The 16,259-nt window shown below is 37.1% G+C and carries 13 protein-coding genes; 2 read left to right on the top strand and 11 right to left on the bottom strand.

What is annotated here, in order from left to right; genetic code table 11:
* Positions 1 to 92: 92 nt before the first annotated feature.
* Both NiCM35_RS22270 and NiCM35_RS22275 read right to left on the bottom strand, forming a co-directional pair.
* Positions 93 to 329 carry a DUF6171 family protein gene (locus NiCM35_RS22270; RefSeq protein WP_095330913.1) on the bottom strand — a complete coding sequence of 79 codons (237 nt, stop codon included), beginning with the start codon at positions 327 to 329 and terminating at the stop codon, positions 93 to 95.
* Between the two features lies 1 nt (position 330).
* Complete coding sequence (locus tag NiCM35_RS22275; protein WP_172859409.1) at positions 331 to 1,782, bottom strand: alpha-N-arabinofuranosidase; 1,452 nt, start codon at positions 1,780 to 1,782, stop codon at positions 331 to 333.
* A 286-nt stretch (positions 1,783 to 2,068) separates the two neighbouring features.
* Between NiCM35_RS22275 and NiCM35_RS22280 the strand changes: the two genes are divergently transcribed.
* Complete coding sequence (locus NiCM35_RS22280) at positions 2,069 to 2,983, top strand: ArsR/SmtB family transcription factor (protein ID WP_163187955.1); 915 nt, start codon at positions 2,069 to 2,071, stop codon at positions 2,981 to 2,983.
* Positions 2,984 to 4,034: 1,051 nt separating this feature from the next.
* Here the strand turns inward: NiCM35_RS22280 and NiCM35_RS22285 are convergent.
* Complete coding sequence (locus NiCM35_RS22285) at positions 4,035 to 6,041, bottom strand: beta-galactosidase (protein ID WP_123258939.1); 2,007 nt, start codon at positions 6,039 to 6,041, stop codon at positions 4,035 to 4,037.
* Between the two features lie 114 nt (positions 6,042 to 6,155).
* Between NiCM35_RS22285 and NiCM35_RS22290 the strand changes: the two genes are divergently transcribed.
* Positions 6,156 to 6,968: an AraC family transcriptional regulator gene (locus NiCM35_RS22290; protein WP_123258938.1), complete on the top strand. Its 813-nt coding sequence runs from the start codon at positions 6,156 to 6,158 to the stop codon at positions 6,966 to 6,968.
* Positions 6,969 to 7,006: 38 nt separating this feature from the next.
* Here NiCM35_RS22290 and NiCM35_RS22295 read toward each other — a convergent pair whose 3' ends face one another.
* The 8 genes from NiCM35_RS22295 to NiCM35_RS22330 all read right to left on the bottom strand — a co-directional run bounded on the left by NiCM35_RS22295 (position 7,007) and on the right by NiCM35_RS22330 (position 16,232).
* Positions 7,007 to 7,945, bottom strand: a complete 939-nt coding sequence (locus tag NiCM35_RS22295) for a magnesium transporter CorA family protein (RefSeq protein WP_095330903.1) — start codon at positions 7,943 to 7,945, stop codon at positions 7,007 to 7,009.
* A gap of 384 nt (positions 7,946 to 8,329) precedes the next feature.
* Entirely contained in the window at positions 8,330 to 9,691 is a 1,362-nt protein-coding gene (locus NiCM35_RS22300) for an MATE family efflux transporter (RefSeq protein WP_095330901.1), read from the bottom strand.
* 178 nt (positions 9,692 to 9,869) lie between these two features.
* Complete coding sequence (locus NiCM35_RS22305; protein ID WP_047941643.1) at positions 9,870 to 10,313, bottom strand: MarR family winged helix-turn-helix transcriptional regulator; 444 nt, start codon at positions 10,311 to 10,313, stop codon at positions 9,870 to 9,872.
* 155 nt (positions 10,314 to 10,468) lie between these two features.
* Positions 10,469 to 11,479, bottom strand: a complete 1,011-nt coding sequence (locus NiCM35_RS22310) for an SPFH domain-containing protein (protein WP_433780775.1) — start codon at positions 11,477 to 11,479, stop codon at positions 10,469 to 10,471.
* Positions 11,480 to 11,514: 35 nt separating this feature from the next.
* Complete coding sequence (locus NiCM35_RS22315) at positions 11,515 to 12,366, bottom strand: TPM domain-containing protein (protein ID WP_433780776.1); 852 nt, start codon at positions 12,364 to 12,366, stop codon at positions 11,515 to 11,517.
* A complete protein-coding gene (locus NiCM35_RS22320) occupies positions 12,363 to 13,391 on the bottom strand; it encodes a TFIIB-type zinc ribbon-containing protein (protein WP_433780777.1) in 1,029 nt (342 codons plus the stop codon). Before NiCM35_RS22320 ends, NiCM35_RS22315 begins: the two co-directional genes overlap by 4 nt.
* A gap of 246 nt (positions 13,392 to 13,637) precedes the next feature.
* Entirely contained in the window at positions 13,638 to 15,113 is a 1,476-nt protein-coding gene (locus NiCM35_RS22325; RefSeq protein WP_123258936.1) for a protein adenylyltransferase SelO, read from the bottom strand.
* 147 nt (positions 15,114 to 15,260) lie between these two features.
* The gene (locus NiCM35_RS22330; RefSeq protein ID WP_053215639.1) at positions 15,261 to 16,232 is read right to left on the bottom strand and encodes a sensor domain-containing diguanylate cyclase; all 972 of its coding nucleotides are present in this window, start codon (positions 16,230 to 16,232) and stop codon (positions 15,261 to 15,263) included.
* Positions 16,233 to 16,259: the final 27 nt, after the last annotated feature.

The following is a 16,259-nucleotide window of genomic DNA, read 5'->3' on the forward strand; positions in this document are numbered from 1 at the left end:
AAAAATATCTGTTTGTACTTTTATCCATAAAGAAAGAAGGCAACAATGTGCTGCCTTCCTTTATCTCACTTAATATTTCATTTTTGTCAGTCCTACCATTTTTTATCAGGACAGCTTTTTTTGTCTAAGCTAGCACGGAAGCGGACAAAACATCCGCATTTTCCACAGGTATGTTGATTTAGGTGCTCACACTGGACACATATGCTCAATCGTAGATCTCTTATTTCCTCTCGCGCTAAATCTACTTCGAAGGAAAGCTGTTCTTGAACAAGTGCATCAACATCTAATTGACTAACTTGTTCCTTTAGCTCGCAGCCTACACAAGCCATCTCAGTTTTCCTTTGTTACGATGCTTGCAACACTCATAGGTGGTAAAGTAACCTTTAATGTTCCTTTCTCAACTATATAGCTAGTAAACTCTTTTTTTGCTACAGCCTCTGGTTCTTCAAATGTATTATGAGCATTCATTGCATCTGCCGTAATATATTCTGCTTCCACTATTTCAAACTCCCCTTCTTCTCTGGAAAGGGTAATTTCTCTCGTTTCCGTTAAATCATAGTTACATAGAGAAACCGTTAATTTTCCATCCTTTTTAGAAGCTGTATATGTTACATGATTACTTTCATCCCCATAGGAATCAACTAACTCTGCATCCTGATGATGTTTATACAAATCAAAAACATGATAAGTAGGGGTTTTGATCATTTTCTCCCCTTCTGTTAATAGCATTGCTTGCAAAACGTTCACCATCTGTGCAATATTCGCCATATGAACTCGGTCTGCATGCTTATGGAAAATATTTAATGTAATTGCCGCAAGCATAGCATCACGAATAGTGTTTTGCTGATATAAGAAGCCAGGATTTGTTCCAGGTTCTACGTTATACCAAGCTCCCCACTCGTCTACAATTAAACCAACACGTTTTTCTGGATCATATTTATCCATTATTGTACTGTGTTTGGTAATCAATTCGTCCATGTACTGAGCATGCTCTAATACAGAATACCACTGTTCTTCTGGGAAATTTATAGCATCGCCTTTATCCTCCCATACTCTTGTTGGAATGGAGTAATGGTGGAGGCTAATTCCATCCATAAACCTTGCTGCATTTTTCATTAATACTTCTGTCCAATTATAGTCATCTACACTTGCTCCACAGGCAATTTTGTAGATATTATGCTCTCCATATTTCCGAACATAGGTCTGATATCTCCGGTAAAGGTCCGCATAATATTCTGGACGCATATTTCCGCCACAGCCCCAAGATTCATTACCAACACCAAAAAATTCTACTTTCCATGCTTCCTCCTGGCCATTTTGCCGGCGGAGATTTGCCATTGGAGATTCGCCATTCATGGTCATATATTCTACCCATTCTTGCATTTCTTGGACTGTACCGCTTCCTACATTTCCATTAATATACGCTTCACAATCTAATTGGCGGATCAATTCAAAGAATTCATGGGTACCAAAGTGATTATTTTCGGTTACTCCGCCCCAATGTGTATTCACTATTGTACTTCTATTCTCTATTGGTCCAATCCCGTCTTTCCAATGATATTCATCAGCAAAACAACCACCTGGCCACCGAACTACAGGAATTTGAATCTCTTTTAATGCATTTACAACATCTTTACGAATTCCATTTTCATTTGGAATATCAGAGTCGGTACCAACCCAAACACCTTCATAAATGCACCGTCCTAGATGTTCTGCAAATTGTCCATAAATATATTTACTTATTGTTGGTCCTTGTTTATCTACTAATAATTTCACTTGCATGTTGTGATTCCTCCATTTTTAATTTTTGGAAAAACAATAACAAATTACTAAGTTGTTCACAATTCTATGTATGATATCCTCCTTTCTACTATTGCTAGTTACATAGTTAAAAAGATAAACTCATGACTAAAATATAATACAATAAGAAAGCGTTGTCAATAACTTACCGGTATACTATTATGATAATATCATTATTTTTAATTAACTAATTAGTTATATATGATATTTGATTTTGCTATTAACTTATTCTTGTAGTAATATAATAGTAATAAAGGGGGTACCAAAGATGCAATTAGATATATCGGAAAATTCTATCCCTGTGTACGAGGTTCTATCCAGCCCTACACGAATAAACATTATTAAATTATTATCCAAGAAAAAAATGAATATTGGCGAGCTCGCAAAAGAATTGAATATAAGCAGTGCCATAGTCAGTAGACATATTACAAAAATGAGTGATGCAGGTTTAGTAAAAACCGAAACAATCCCTGGCAAATCTGGTCTGCAAAAAATTGCTATCTTAAAAGTAGATCGAATCGAAATACAATTTCCTCAAAAGATTTACTCTGCTTTTGAAACCTATAAACAGGCAATTCCAGTTGGTCACTATTTTAATTTTGAAGTTTACCCAACCTGCGGCCTGGCGACTACCGCTAAAGCTATTGGCGAATACGATGATCCTAAATACTTTATGGATCCAGAAAAAAATCAGGCAGCTATCCTGTGGTTCACGAAAGGATTTATTGAATATCGCATTCCTTCTATTCTGAAAGAAAAAGATAGACTAGAGATGATTGATATTGTCTTGGAAGCTTCTTCTGAATTTCCTTATTCGAATAATGTCTGGCCTTCTGATATTACATTTTCTTTAAATGGTAAAGAACTGTGTACGTGGACTAGTCCAGGAGACTTCTCTGACACAAGAGGCCGTTTTACCCCCGATTGGTGGCCAAATGAAACCAACCAATACGGTATCTTGCTTACTATTCGCATCACCAAGCACGGGGTTTATGCTGATGGCAAAAAATTATCCGATACTACTATTGATCAGTTTCGCGAAGAACAAAGTGGAATGTGGGATTTAAAAGTAGCAGTAAAAGAAGATGCAGAAAATCTTGGCGGCGTTACTTTATTCGGAAAAGGGTTTGGAAATTACGATCAAGATATAAATTTCATTACGTATTATAGTAATCTCGTGTAGTCGATCTGATAAAAGTCGTACAAATTAATAGAAGAAAACTTTACGTCTAAAGAAAAGGTGTTTGAAGAAAAGCACCTTTTCTTTTTGTTTTAAATCTTCTTTTAATGAACACCATTTTTTAGTTTAGTCCTGAGATTGTTGGTGTTCATTTGCTTGATGAACGCCTCTTTTCCCTCAGCCTCCCTGGATTGTGGTTTTCATCCTCTCCATGAACACCATTTTTTCCTCAGCTCCCCGGATTATGGCTTTCATCCTCTTCATGAACACCTCTTTTCTCTCTTCCTTCCTAAATTTCGGCTTTCATCCTCTTCATGAACACCTCTTTTCCCTCTTCCTTCCTAAATTTCGGCTTTCATCCTCTCCATGAACACCTCTTTTCCCTCGATCTTTCTGGATTGTGGTTTTCATCCACTTGATGAACGCCATTTTTTCCTCAGCCTCCCTGGATTGTGGCTTTCATCCTCTTCATGAACACCATTTTTCCCTCAGCCTCCCCGGATTATGGCTTTCATCCTCTTCATGAACACCTCTTTTCTCTCTTCCTTCCTAAATTTCGGCTTTCATCCTCTCCATGAACGCCTCTTTTCCCTCGCTCTTCCTGGATTGTGGTTTTCATCCTCTTCATGAACACCATTTTTTCCTCAGCCTCCCTGGATTGTGGCTTTCATCCTCTTCATGAACACCTCTTTTCTCTCGGTCTTCCTGGATTGTGGTGTTCATTCCCTTGATGAACGCCTCTTTTACTCAGCCTCCCCGGATTATGGCTTTCATCCTCTTGATGAACACCATTTTTTCCTCAGCCTCCCCGGATTGTGGCTTTCACTCTCTTCATGAACACCTCTTTTCTCTCTTCCTTCCTAAATTTCGGCTTTCATCCTCTCCATGAACGCCTCTTTTCCCTTCTCTCTCACAAATTGTGATTTTCATCCCATCCATCAACATCATCTCGCCCGCCCCTTCATCTAGCAGCAAATCTCATCCGCCTTCCTCCATACTCCCAAATAAAAAAGCTACATCGACTTATTCGATGTAGCCAAACTCCACGTAATTTTTATTTCAATATAAGTACATCAAATTGCTTTAATTCCACAGCTTCCTTCACCACTTCTCCAGTTAGTAGATTAACCTTACCAACCAGCTCTTCCGGTAATTGCTGCTTGTTTACCTGTTGGTTAATGACAAAATAAAACGAAGCTTTGTCTGTATCTCTTTTCGTAATTTCTAAACCCTCTCCATTTGAACAAATTGGCTTTGCCTCTGTTCCCTCTATCACTTGGTTCAATAAATGAGTAAGACCAGTCTGTTCTACTTGTGTACCAACATACCAAACAGTCCCTTTTCCATAAGTGTTTTTTGTAATAGCCGGTGTATTTCCGTAAAAATCTTTTTTATAAGCAGCGACGGTCTCTGCTCCTTCTAGATGAATAATGTCACATAGCAGCTGACAGGTATAGATATTTCCATCCGCAAATTCAACCCCGTTTTTTTGTTCTGGGGCTAATGCGTCAATTTCCTCGACCCAGATTCCTGCTATTTCTCTTAATGGTCCTGGGTACCCGCCAAGGTAGACATTATCTGATTCATTAACAATTCCGCTCATAAAAGTAGTAACAAAATGTCCGCCATTTTCCACAAATGCAGTGATTCGCTCTGCCAGTCCTGCTTTCATCATATAAAGAACTGGGGCAACGACCATGTCATACTTAGAGAGGTCACTATCAACCGAGATCATATCAACTGGAATATTCTTTGTATAAAAATATTGATAGTATTGATGAATTTGATCAACATATTTTAAATCTTTATTTGGTCCACTCGTATACTCGAGCGCCCAATAGTTTTCCCAGTCAAAAATGATGCCAACCTTACTATCAATGGTAGAGCCTAAAAATTCATCCCCTAAATTCTGCAATTCATTCCCAAGTTCTCTTACCTCTCGAAACACTCTTGTATTTTCATGCCCGACATGCTCAATAACAGCACCATGAAATTTCTCGCATGCTCCGACGGAACGGCGCAGCTGGAAAAATTGAATCGTATCTGCTCCATGTGCTATCGTTTGGTAACTTTGTGCCCGCATTTTCCCAGGTCGCTTTAAGGAATTATAAGGCTGCCAGTTTTGCTGGCTAGGAGTTTGTTCCATTAACATAAACGGCTGCCCATCTTTAAGTCCGCGCATTAAATCATGACACATCGCTGTGTAGCTCAATGGTGTATTATAGCTTGGATAATTATCCCATGAAACGAGATCCATTTCTTTTGCCCATTTAAAGTAATCTAAATTTTTATAAGTGCCCATTAAATTTGTGGTGATAGGCGTATCGGCGTCATATCTTCGTATAGCATCCCGTTCCATCTTGTAATTTTCCAGCATACTATCGGAATTAAAGCGGCGGTAATCGATAGATATTCCTGCAAATGCGGTTTTATCACTGCCAATCCCTTCACTTAATGCATTCGGAAGAACGATTTCATCCCACTCATAGATGGTATGACCCCAAAATTCCAAATTCCATGCTTGGTTCAATGCTTCAATCGTTTGATATCGTTTTTTCAGCCACACTCGAAATGCCTTTTCACAGTTTTCACAGTAACACTCGCCGCCATATTCATTGTTAATATGCCAACAAGTAACATATGGATTATTTCCGTATCTTTCTGCTAATTTCCCCGCTAGTTTACTTGCATACTTTTGGTAAACGAGACTGTTTGGGCAGGCATTATGTCTCTGTCCAAATTTATGGTGTCTGCCCTCATAATCAGTTCGTGCTACTTCTGGATATTTTTTTACCATCCATGCTGGTAACGAAGCTGTTGACGTGGCCAGGATGATATCATACTTATCCCGGCTTAGCATTTCAACTATGTCATCTAGCTCCTCAAAGTAGTATTCATCTTCAGAAGGTTGAATTTTTGCCCATGAAAAAACATTAATCGTCGCTGAATTAATCCCCGCCTTTTTAAATATCCGCATATCCTCTTCCCAAATCTCTTTTGGCCATTGATTCGGATTATAATCTCCTCCATATAAAATACGATTAAAGAATTTTTTCGCCATCTTCATCCCTCCACTTTTTTTATACATTCATTATAGATAGGCAAATAAAGAAAAAGTATAATAAGAGTAACTAGTTTATATAAAAATATGAAACTAATGTAAGGGGATACATAAATGGAAGTACATTTTAATTTATTAGATGGTTCTAATCCCTTTTCCATCGAAAGCATCGGCTATCAGTGGGAGCAAGAAATGATTATGCGAGCGGATGGCTATCCGTATTACCATTGGTTACAAACGGAAGAGGGGTTAGGGGAGGTCACCATTGAAAATGAAAAGATCCGCTTAAGACCTTCGGAAGGAATTCTGATTACACCATTTGTTTCACATTACTATCAGGCCATTTCGGCCAAGGGCTGGCAAACAAATTTTTTAACGATTAACGGTACTTTTTCTCCAAATATAGCAGATATCCTTGGAACTGCTCCATACTATCTTGCCAACGATTGCCAAGATTTCTCTTACAGTAATTGGACGAGAAAAATGTTGTCCCATATAAAAAACGAAAACCAAAATAGACAGCAGCAGCTTTCCATTGATGTGTATACCTTTTTATTAAATATACGAGACCATGGCTTACATAGAACCGTCCATACTAATGATTTATATCAGCAATATATTTGGCCGAGTATCCAATGGATTGAAACAAACTATGTAGAGAAATGTGATATTGGCGATATCGCAAAGAGACTCTATATCTCCCCACAATACTTGAATAAGCTTTTTAGACGATTTGTCGGTGTTTCTATCTATCAATATATCCTTGCATACAGAATAAAAAAGGCAAAAGAAATCTTAGTTACCAATAGAGAAATAAAAATCAAGGACATTACGTTCTTAACTGGCTTCAATGACACCAGTCATTTTGTTGCCACCTTTAAAAAGGAAACAGGCTTCACACCAAAAGAGTTTCGAGCATTTTATTAAAGAAGCTCCTCCCTATCATAAGGAGGAGCTGTACATTATCAAAAGAATTTCTTTTTCCAAAAGACTAGAGCTGTTATTCCTGATAATAGGAAGGAAATCATAATCGCAATGGTGAAAGAATAGGACATATCCTGAAATGGAATATGCACATTCATGCCGTAAAAGCTCGCAACCATTGTTGGTAAGGATAAAATAATCGTGAAGGATGTGAGAAACTTCATGACCATATTAACATTATTGGAAATAACTGAAGCAAAGGCATCCATCATTCCACTTAAAATCGACATATGGGTTTCGGCCATCTCAATTGCTTGCTGATTCTCAATGATAACATCCTCTAACAATTCTTGATCATCTTCATACATTTTCAAATAATTACTTTTAAGCATTTTTTGCATAACAATATTATTCGATTTTAAAGAAGTCGTAAAGTACACTAAACTTTTTTCGATGTTAAGCAAAGAGAAAAGCTCTTTATTTTTCATGGACTGCTGCAGCTCTTTTTCAATGCTATCTGTCTTCTTGCTGATTTGCTTTAAATATTTTAAATAAGCTGTCGCCATACTATACAGTATTTGCAAGGAAAAACGAGTTTTTTTGTACGTAAAAAAGCTCTTCATTCTTCCTTCAGAAAATTGTTGAAAAATAGGATTATCCTTTAAGCAAACAGTAATAAAGCAATTCTTGGCAATAATCATTCCTAATGGAATGGTGTCATAAATTTGTGTCTTTTTTTCATCAAACGAAACGAGCGGAAGATTGACAATGATCAATATATTCTCCCCATCTTTTTCAATTCTTGAACGCTCTTCTTCATCCAATGGATCTTTCATAAACGCTAATGGAATATCTAAACCTGTTGCAATTTCTGTTATCTCCTGCTCTGTTGGTGCTATTAAATTGATCCAGCAGCCATTGACTACTTTATCTGTTTCCTGCAACATTCCATCTTCATTTGAAATATAAATTTTTCTCATGCTTTTACCTCCTCTTGTTGTAGAGGAAGTCAACATTCTCTGCCAAATAAAGTTGAATCTTTATCAGTATTCAAACTTCTAAAGGAAGGGCTATATATGACTTCCTCTTTCATGGCCGTGGGTTCTGGTTCAGGTTCCATACACTTTCGAGTACTCATAAAAATTCAACTCCTTGCTTGTAATCTTTAAACCTCTTACATACTACTTTATAATTTATTGATTGTAAACCGAAAAAGACTAAATTTCTCTCGTTCCCCTTATAGCTTACATAAATAGACACTATCTCTGCAATATTGCTGAGACTAGAGGAATTAGTGTTTCTTCTCCTATTACAGCAATATTGCATTTTTGTTTTCCTAAGCAAGAATCCATTATTTTGGCGTATTATTCTCCTTGCAGCAACTCTTCCACAGAAGGACTATTTAATTTATTTCTTAATACATATAATATAGCTGCGGCTACTATGAATGTAATACTATCTGCTATAAACAGGGACCAAACGACACCATGAAAACCAAAAGTGAAATTAGCAAAAAACAAAATAGGAATTAACACCAATCCTTGCACAAAGGCCATAACAAAGGCAGCAGTACCCTGACCAGTCGCCTGAAACATGCCAATAATTAAGAATGTAAAACCAGATAAAAACATAGATAAGAACGTTACTTTTAAGATATAGCTTCCTACTGTAATTAATTCGATATCATTAGTAAATAAACCGATAAGGTTGCTGGATGTAAAAAAGATAATTAATCCAAAAAGAACGGCCATTCCTAGTATAAGCTTACTCGTAAACGCCAAAACTTTTTTCATCCGCTTTCTATCTGCTGTAAAGGAATAAGCTATTAACGGCACTACCCCCTCACAAACTCCCATGATGAAAAACTCAGGAAACTGTTGTAATCTTGAGGAAATTCCATAACCAGCAACTGCTTTATCTCCATATATCATCATAAAGTGATTAAAGAATAGGGCTGTAACTCCCATAAACACATTCATCAAAAATACGGGAACCCCAATCGTTAAAATATGCTTAAAGATAGTTTTTTCGAATGAAAATTCTCGAAAAGATAAGGTAAGGAATTTGCTCTTTTTTCCCATATAATAACTAAAATAAATACAAGCCATAATATTTGAGAGAATGGTTGCTGCTGCGACCCCCATAATTCCTAGCTTTAAAACAAAAATAAACAATAAATCAAGCACAATATTTATGGCAACACTAAGTATCATTCCAATCATAGAAACATTTGCCGCACCTTCTGATCGAACTAATTGTTCCATAGTAAAAAATAAAATGATAAACGGTGAACCAATAATTAACATCAATACGTATTGTTTTGTATAATCGAAGGAATGGAGGCTACTACCCAATAATGAAACAATCGAATCTATCAATGGAACTGTAATTATAATGATTAATAAACCTAATAATATAGAACTGTAAATAGAAATCGAAGATACTTGTTTTACTCTATAATATTTTTTTTCACCAAGAAGCCTTGATATATAGGTACCCCCTCCCATTCCTATTAAATTTCCAAAAGCCATGATTAGAGCAAAGACGGGAAGTGCTAGTGTAATAGCTGTAAGCATCGCAGTGTCCTGTAAAAAGCCAATAAAATAAGCATTTAAAATCGAATAAACTACTGTCATTGACATACCAAGCATCATTGGGATAGCAAAATGGGCAACCGCTTTAGCAATTGGTGCTTTTTCAAAATAATAAAGATTTTCTTTTTCCATATTCCCACTACTTTCTTTTTTATTTAGTTAGAAATCTAACTATTTATTTGTAATAAACAGACCTCATTCGTTGAACCGTACTTAATCTAAATGTATTGAAAAGGAAAAACAATTTAGTTTTTTATTTACTTAGAACTCTAACTATATACGGTGATATCCCCTGTAAGATATCACTTTGCTAAAGTTGTTTGTCTACATTTACATTCATTCGTTCTAAAAAATGAAATAGCTGTTTTTTCTCTTCTTCACTAAAACCCTCTACCAGCATATTCTCAGCATTTGCAAAAAAAGCTTCAAAATCACCTACGATTTTTTTCCCTTTCTCTGAAAGAGACAATAACTTTCTACGCTCATCCTTTGGATCAATTGTACGTTTTATAAAATCTTTTTTTTCCAAATTATGAATGATACTACTGATGGAGGAACCCTTTCGATTAAACCTTGATTCTAAATCCTTATGCGTAATCCCCTGTTCCTCATGCGCATCAATGAAACCCATAGTACGAGCCTGTTCTAATGTAATCCCATGCGCTTCCAACCTTTTATCACCACTTAGCTTAATTTTATGATTAATGGTGCGAATAAGATATTGAAAATTTACTTCAAACTCCCTCTCCTTCATGTTCATTCCTTCCTTTTTAATTACTTAGAATACTAACTAATTTACCTCACCTTCTATATAATGTCAATAAAATGCTTTTTGTGTTTGTAAAATAACAACCTATAAACCCAAAAACAAAACGGTTTCCCTCTATGGAAAACCGTTTTGCGTCTCTTTTATACTAATTTATGGCCACAATTGGAGCAGAAATTGCCTTCCCCTGTTTTCGTTCCACAGTTCGGACAAAAATTGGGCCGTTTTTTCTCTTGATTCTGGGATGCTGCTTCTGGTGTTGGTTGTTGAGCCAGCGCTTGCTGCTGATTTTGCCCCTGGCTTTGATTTTGCTTATTCATTTTATCCATCATTTGATTAGCCATATTCATTCCCATCATCATGCCAGCCATATCAGACGCTGCACCCCCGCCTGACATTTTCCCATTAGCCATGCCATCAATCATCGAGATTTGCTGGTACTTATCTATATTGCCAACCATTCCGTGTGAGGCATTTTTATTAATCATTTCCTGTACTTCTTGCGGATAGCTGAAGCTCATAATCTGGAAGCCTGTTATCGCAAGCCCGCTTTCCATCATCTGGCTATTTAAATCTTCTTGAATGCCTTTGGCAATTTCAAAGGAGTTTGCTTGGAGATTGAACATATCCTTGCCTGCTGTGACTATCCACTTCATTAATAATTGATCCAGCACAGAGATAATGCGAATTTTTACATCTTCTACTAAATATTGATTTTTAATCCCAGCAATTTTATCGATCAGCGCGATATAGTCCTTTACTTTAAATTGAAAGGTTCCGTTTGCTCTTATTGGCATTCCACCAGGAAGCCCAGCAGCTGGTATATTTATTGCATTTTTCGTGCCCCATTTAACTGTAAATTCCTTAGTATTGACGAATAGTACTTCAACTCGCATTCCACTATTGAATCCGAACTTAAAGCCTTTTAAAGTGGACAGAAATGGAACAATTTGCGATTCAATATCATACTCACCCTCCTCTTGAAAAGCTCCTTCTATATTGCCATTATTTAAGAAGATAGCATCCTGTCCTGGGCGAATAATTAATTTACTTCCCTTTTTAATTTCACGATTTTTCCATTTATAAAAAATCATATCTTCACGAAATTCTTCCCATTCCACTACATTGGCAAATTGATTACGAAAAAATGACATCCTTTTTTAACCCCTTTCAATAAGTAAATATTTGTTTAGAATTTTCCTCTGCTTCCACTATGGGAGTGACCACCGCCAGTGATCCCGCCACCGCCACCTGAGTTGTTTTGTGGCTTTCTTTGTTTTGTTACTGTTTTTCGAATAAAGCGATCATGTCTATTTATAATCTTCGAGTTATCCATATACGTATTGCCATTCACGGTTACTTTTCCTCCAGATTGGAAAACCATTATACTCACGATGATCCCTGCAATCACGAGCGAGGCAATTAGCTGAAAGCCCCAATGGAAGAAAAATGCTGGCATTCCACTTGCATTATTTTCCTCGTTATATTCATTTCGAGCCTCATCTATGCCGCTATAATCATAATCATCTTCTAAATTAGCCGGATCATCCACTAAATAATAAGCCGATTCATGCATAAAAGTGGAGAAAGCTTCAAAATATTCACCATCTGATAAAGCTGGTGTTATCTCTTCACGGATATAATCGATTGTCGCATTATCCAATGCATCTTCCGCTTTTTTAAAACCTGCTAAATAAATATCTCTTTCTTCCATATCAATGGCTAAAATAGCTGTATTTCCATGAGGCTGGTCATAGCCAGGGGCTTCTTCGTCATAATAATCCTGAACATATCTTTTGATTTTTTTTCCATCTGTACCATCTAGCGTAAGAATCAATAAGGCAGTTTCGGTTTCTTCGCCTAATTCCTCTGCTAAGCTTTCCAGTTCTGTTTTTTCAGAATCTGTTAAAAGCTGGGCATCGTCAAAGATATATTCCGTTTGATTTTCTGAAGCTGCACTTACAGCACTGCCTGAAAACAGAGTAAATATTGCCAAGGCAATAAATAGTAAACTACTATAGTTCCTTAAAATTTTTCTCAAAAGAAACCACCACCCATTAAGACGGAGATACCTTTTAATGCAAGGAATGTGCCGCAAGCAATTCCGCTATACCATAGCGCTACCTTGCCTTTACTAATCGGCGGTTTCCCGACTACTTTTCCTGTCTGCCCATTCATCGCAAAAATATGCTCTTGGCTTTCGTAATCGTAACTGACCATCCATACAGGTAGCAAGACATAATCACTCCGGACCGCTTTTGTATCAATATTTCTATCCCGATAATTTATCGTATGATACCCAATAAAAGTAGAGTGTACAAAGGAATCAATGTAATCACTCACTTTATCTTTGGCTCGCGGCAATAATTCGGCATCCGTATAATTATATTTTTCAGAAATAAAGCCAGCTAGATAAGGTGTTTTAAAATCTTTTAACTGTTCATATGGAAAAGGTTCCAATTTATCCATTAATTCATCTTTCATTTTTTCAGAAGCATCAACTGGAATTTTCGTATAATCTAAATTTATCTTTCGATATGCTTCATAATACTTCGTTTCCGTATAGATATAATCACCGCTTGTATACGTCCGGACCTTTGTGCAAAGGGCAGTTACATCAACATCACTGTTTAAATCATAAAGCCAGAATGGTACATACATACCAGTAATACTTTTTATCCTGTCTGCATTCATAAATCCCTTTGGAGTTAATAGTCCCTTTCTACACCATTTTTGAAAAGCCGTCATAGCTTCTTCTTTACTGATTGTAAAAGGGATCACTTTCTTAGGAGCAAGCGCTCCTGCCAAGCGGTCAGCAATAACAACGCCTGCACCGCAAAAGCTACAATTTGTTGCCGTTGTGTCTGCTTCTGTTAGTAATACTGCCCCGCAGTTGTCACAATGGTATTCCTTCACCTCATTCTCTTCAAAAGAAGCGGTCATTAAATTTTCTGGATAGCTCTCAATATTCTCTTCATTTCCACAGCTAGGGCAAGATAAACTGCCTGTATCTGCATTAAAGCTCATATCTCCCCCACAATTTGGGCATTTATAATGAAGGATCAAGTAAATCACCTCAATTTTTATCTCTTCTTATACTAATCATACCTTATTTATCCACTCGCTGCTCTGCTGCCGTGAAAAATTTCCGTTATATACATATACTGATTGAACGTTTAAAAAGTTTCATTTTCACACTTTGTTTATAGATGACAGAGATGTAAACATTTACTCGAAAATAATAAAAAAAGTTCCTCGTTTCTAAAAAGAAACAAGGAACCTTCGATTGTTATCTATGCCCTATTAAAATCATCATGTTCCGCAATACGTTTTATAAGCAGGGTTAATCTTCACTGGAGCTATGCCGTACTCCATTTGTGCTTGTGTATATGCATACGGGTTAGATAGCATTTGTAATAATTCCTCCATTACACTTAAATCTCCGCCTTCTGCAGCATCAAGTGCTGCTTCGACACGATGATTGCGAGGGATTACGACCGGATTATGTTTTTTCATTCGTTCACGAGCAGCCACTTCTCCCCCTTCTTGTCCTGCAATTCTTTCCTTCCAAGCTTTATGCCATTCGCTAAATGCTTGATTTTTATTTAGTTCTATTCGTTCTACTTCCCCTATCGTTAAAGCACGGAAAGTATCTGTATAGTCCGCCCGATTATTTTGCATAATGCCAAGGAGCTTCTCTATTAGCTTAGCATCTTTTTCTTCTTCCGCTGCCACTAATCCTAATTTTCCTCTCATTCCATCAAGCCAATGCTGCTGATATAAAGGATTAAATTGATCTAATTGTGCTTGCGCAAGTTCCACTGCTTTTTCCGTATCATCATGGAATAATGGCAACAGGCTTTCTGCAAACCTAGCCAGATTCCACCCCGCTATTTTCGGCTGATTTCCATAGGCATACCGACCTTGAACATCAATCGAGCTAAAAACAGTATCTAAATGGAAGCTATCCATAAACGCACATGGTCCATAGTCAATCGTCTCGCCACTAATCGTCATATTATCTGTGTTCATAACACCATGGATAAAACCAACTAATTGCCATTTAGCAATTAATGCAGCCTGCCGCTTCATTACTTCTCTAAACATTTCAACATACGGATTCCCATCTTTCTTAATTGTTGGGAAATGCCGTTCCATAGCATAATCCGCAAGTGCTTTAAGTTCCTGCTTTGACTCAAGAGCAGCTGCATATTGAAATGTTCCTACGCGAAGATGGCTTGCTGCCACTCTTGTTAAAATCGCTCCTGGCAAACTCGTTTCCCGGACAATCTTCTCACCTGTATCAACAACCGCTAAGCTTCTAGTAGTCGGAATCCCTAGTCCATGCATCGCTTCACTAATGATATACTCCCTTAGCATCGGCTTAAGCGCTGCTCTTCCGTCGCCACCGCGCGAATAGGGAGTTCGGCCAGAGCCTTTTAATTGGATATCGAATCGTTCGCCTGATGGGGTAATCTGCTCTCCGATTAACATCGCCCTTCCATCGCCTAGCATGGTCGGGTGGCCAAATTGATGGCCTGCATATGCTTGCGCAAGAGGAAAGCCTCCTTCTGGAACCTCATTCCCGCTTAATACTTGTATTATCTCAGGGCGCTGCAATTGCTCCCCATTTAATCCAAGTGTCTTAGCCAAATCCTCATTAAGCTTCACTAAACTTGGGGAACTGACTGGATTTACTGTCATCTTAGAATAAAATGTTTCGGGAAGACGAGCATAACTATTATCAAAATTCCAGCCAACATCTGTTTTTGTCTCTTTATTACTCATATTAGCTCCCTTCCATTCCTTTTTGATATTTCTATTATACCCTTTTCACCGTGAAGAACATGCAATAACACTTTGCAAAAAACAATTCTATATAAAGAAAACAGCTTCCTTTAGTTGAAAGCTGTCTTCCCTGTGCTGCAAAACAAGTTATTCTGCCAATACTTTATTTTGATTTTTCTTTTTCTTCTGAACTTTATTTTGATACATATGATTATCTGCTTCTGTAAATAAGGCTGTCATTCTTCCAAGAGAGCTTTGACCAAATGCGTAGCCAATCGACATTCTCACCATGTTTTCTTCTACGCATTTTCCCTTATCGCTTAATCCCATCGTCATCCTCTTATATAACTCTTCTATTTCTTCTTGCTGCATTCCTTGAATTAACAAGACAAATTCATCCCCGCCGATTCTCGAGACCGTAATATAAGGAGAAGAAAAAGTATTTAATAATTTTCCAGCTGCTTTAATTAAATCATCGCCTTGTTTATGACCGTACTTATCATTAACTTGTTTTAGTTCATCTAAATCACATAGGATAATGGCAATTACTTCATCTATTTTCGTATCAAATTCTTCCATCTTTTGTTCAAAGTAAAAGCGATTATATACTTCTGTCAATGCATCATGGATCAGCTGATGCTCTAAATTCTCTCGTAGTCTTACTTTCTCGTCGATATTACGAATGATTCCATGAATCGCTACAAGCTCTCCATGCTCATAAATAGGCGTCGCATATTCCTCAAACCATTTATAAGAACCGTCTGAACATCTCATTCGTTGAACCAATGGCTGACTATAATCAATTGCACCATGAAGTTTTTTGTACATAATGTGATAATCATCGGGATAAATCATTTCTAAAGGGGCATACGGATTCCGATAAAATTCCTTGACCATGCCATCTCCTAATACAGCATCGGCGGAAGGACTAATATACGAATGTCTCATTTGCGGTTTCACTTCATATCGATAAACGATGTCCTTTGAGCTTTCCACTAGTCGAAACATAATGTCTTCTTTTTCTACTTTCGCTTTCCACTTATTATATTTACGCTTATCATTTTTTTTCCAAAAGAAAATACCTATCATTACTCCGCAGCAAAAATATAATATCCCCATTTTTCTCCTCACCTTACCATTAGTGAG

The sequence above is a fragment of the Niallia sp. M35 genome (genome assembly GCF_050971705.1).
GTDB classification, from domain to species: Bacteria; Bacillota; Bacilli; order Bacillales; family Cytobacillaceae; genus Niallia; species Niallia circulans_A.

Excerpts from the sequence above, each read along its gene's own strand:
- NiCM35_RS22325 (WP_123258936.1), bottom strand. The coding sequence starts at position 15,113 with ATGAGTAATAAAGAGACAAAAACAGATGTTGGCTGGAATTTTGATAAT.
- NiCM35_RS22330 (WP_053215639.1), bottom strand. The coding sequence starts at position 16,232 with ATGGGGATATTATATTTTTGCTGCGGAGTAATGATAGGTATTTTCTTT.
- NiCM35_RS22310 (WP_433780775.1), bottom strand. The coding sequence starts at position 11,479 with ATGTCATTTTTTCGTAATCAATTTGCCAATGTAGTGGAATGGGAAGAA.
- NiCM35_RS22275 (WP_172859409.1), bottom strand. The coding sequence starts at position 1,782 with ATGCAAGTGAAATTATTAGTAGATAAACAAGGACCAACAATAAGTAAA.
- NiCM35_RS22280 (WP_163187955.1), top strand. The coding sequence starts at position 2,069 with ATGCAATTAGATATATCGGAAAATTCTATCCCTGTGTACGAGGTTCTA.
- NiCM35_RS22295 (WP_095330903.1), bottom strand. The coding sequence starts at position 7,945 with ATGAGAAAAATTTATATTTCAAATGAAGATGGAATGTTGCAGGAAACA.
- NiCM35_RS22300 (WP_095330901.1), bottom strand. The coding sequence starts at position 9,691 with ATGGAAAAAGAAAATCTTTATTATTTTGAAAAAGCACCAATTGCTAAA.
- NiCM35_RS22290 (WP_123258938.1), top strand. The coding sequence starts at position 6,156 with ATGGAAGTACATTTTAATTTATTAGATGGTTCTAATCCCTTTTCCATC.
- NiCM35_RS22285 (WP_123258939.1), bottom strand. The coding sequence starts at position 6,041 with ATGGCGAAAAAATTCTTTAATCGTATTTTATATGGAGGAGATTATAAT.
- NiCM35_RS22305 (WP_047941643.1), bottom strand. The coding sequence starts at position 10,313 with ATGAAGGAGAGGGAGTTTGAAGTAAATTTTCAATATCTTATTCGCACC.
- NiCM35_RS22270 (WP_095330913.1), bottom strand. The coding sequence starts at position 329 with ATGGCTTGTGTAGGCTGCGAGCTAAAGGAACAAGTTAGTCAATTAGAT.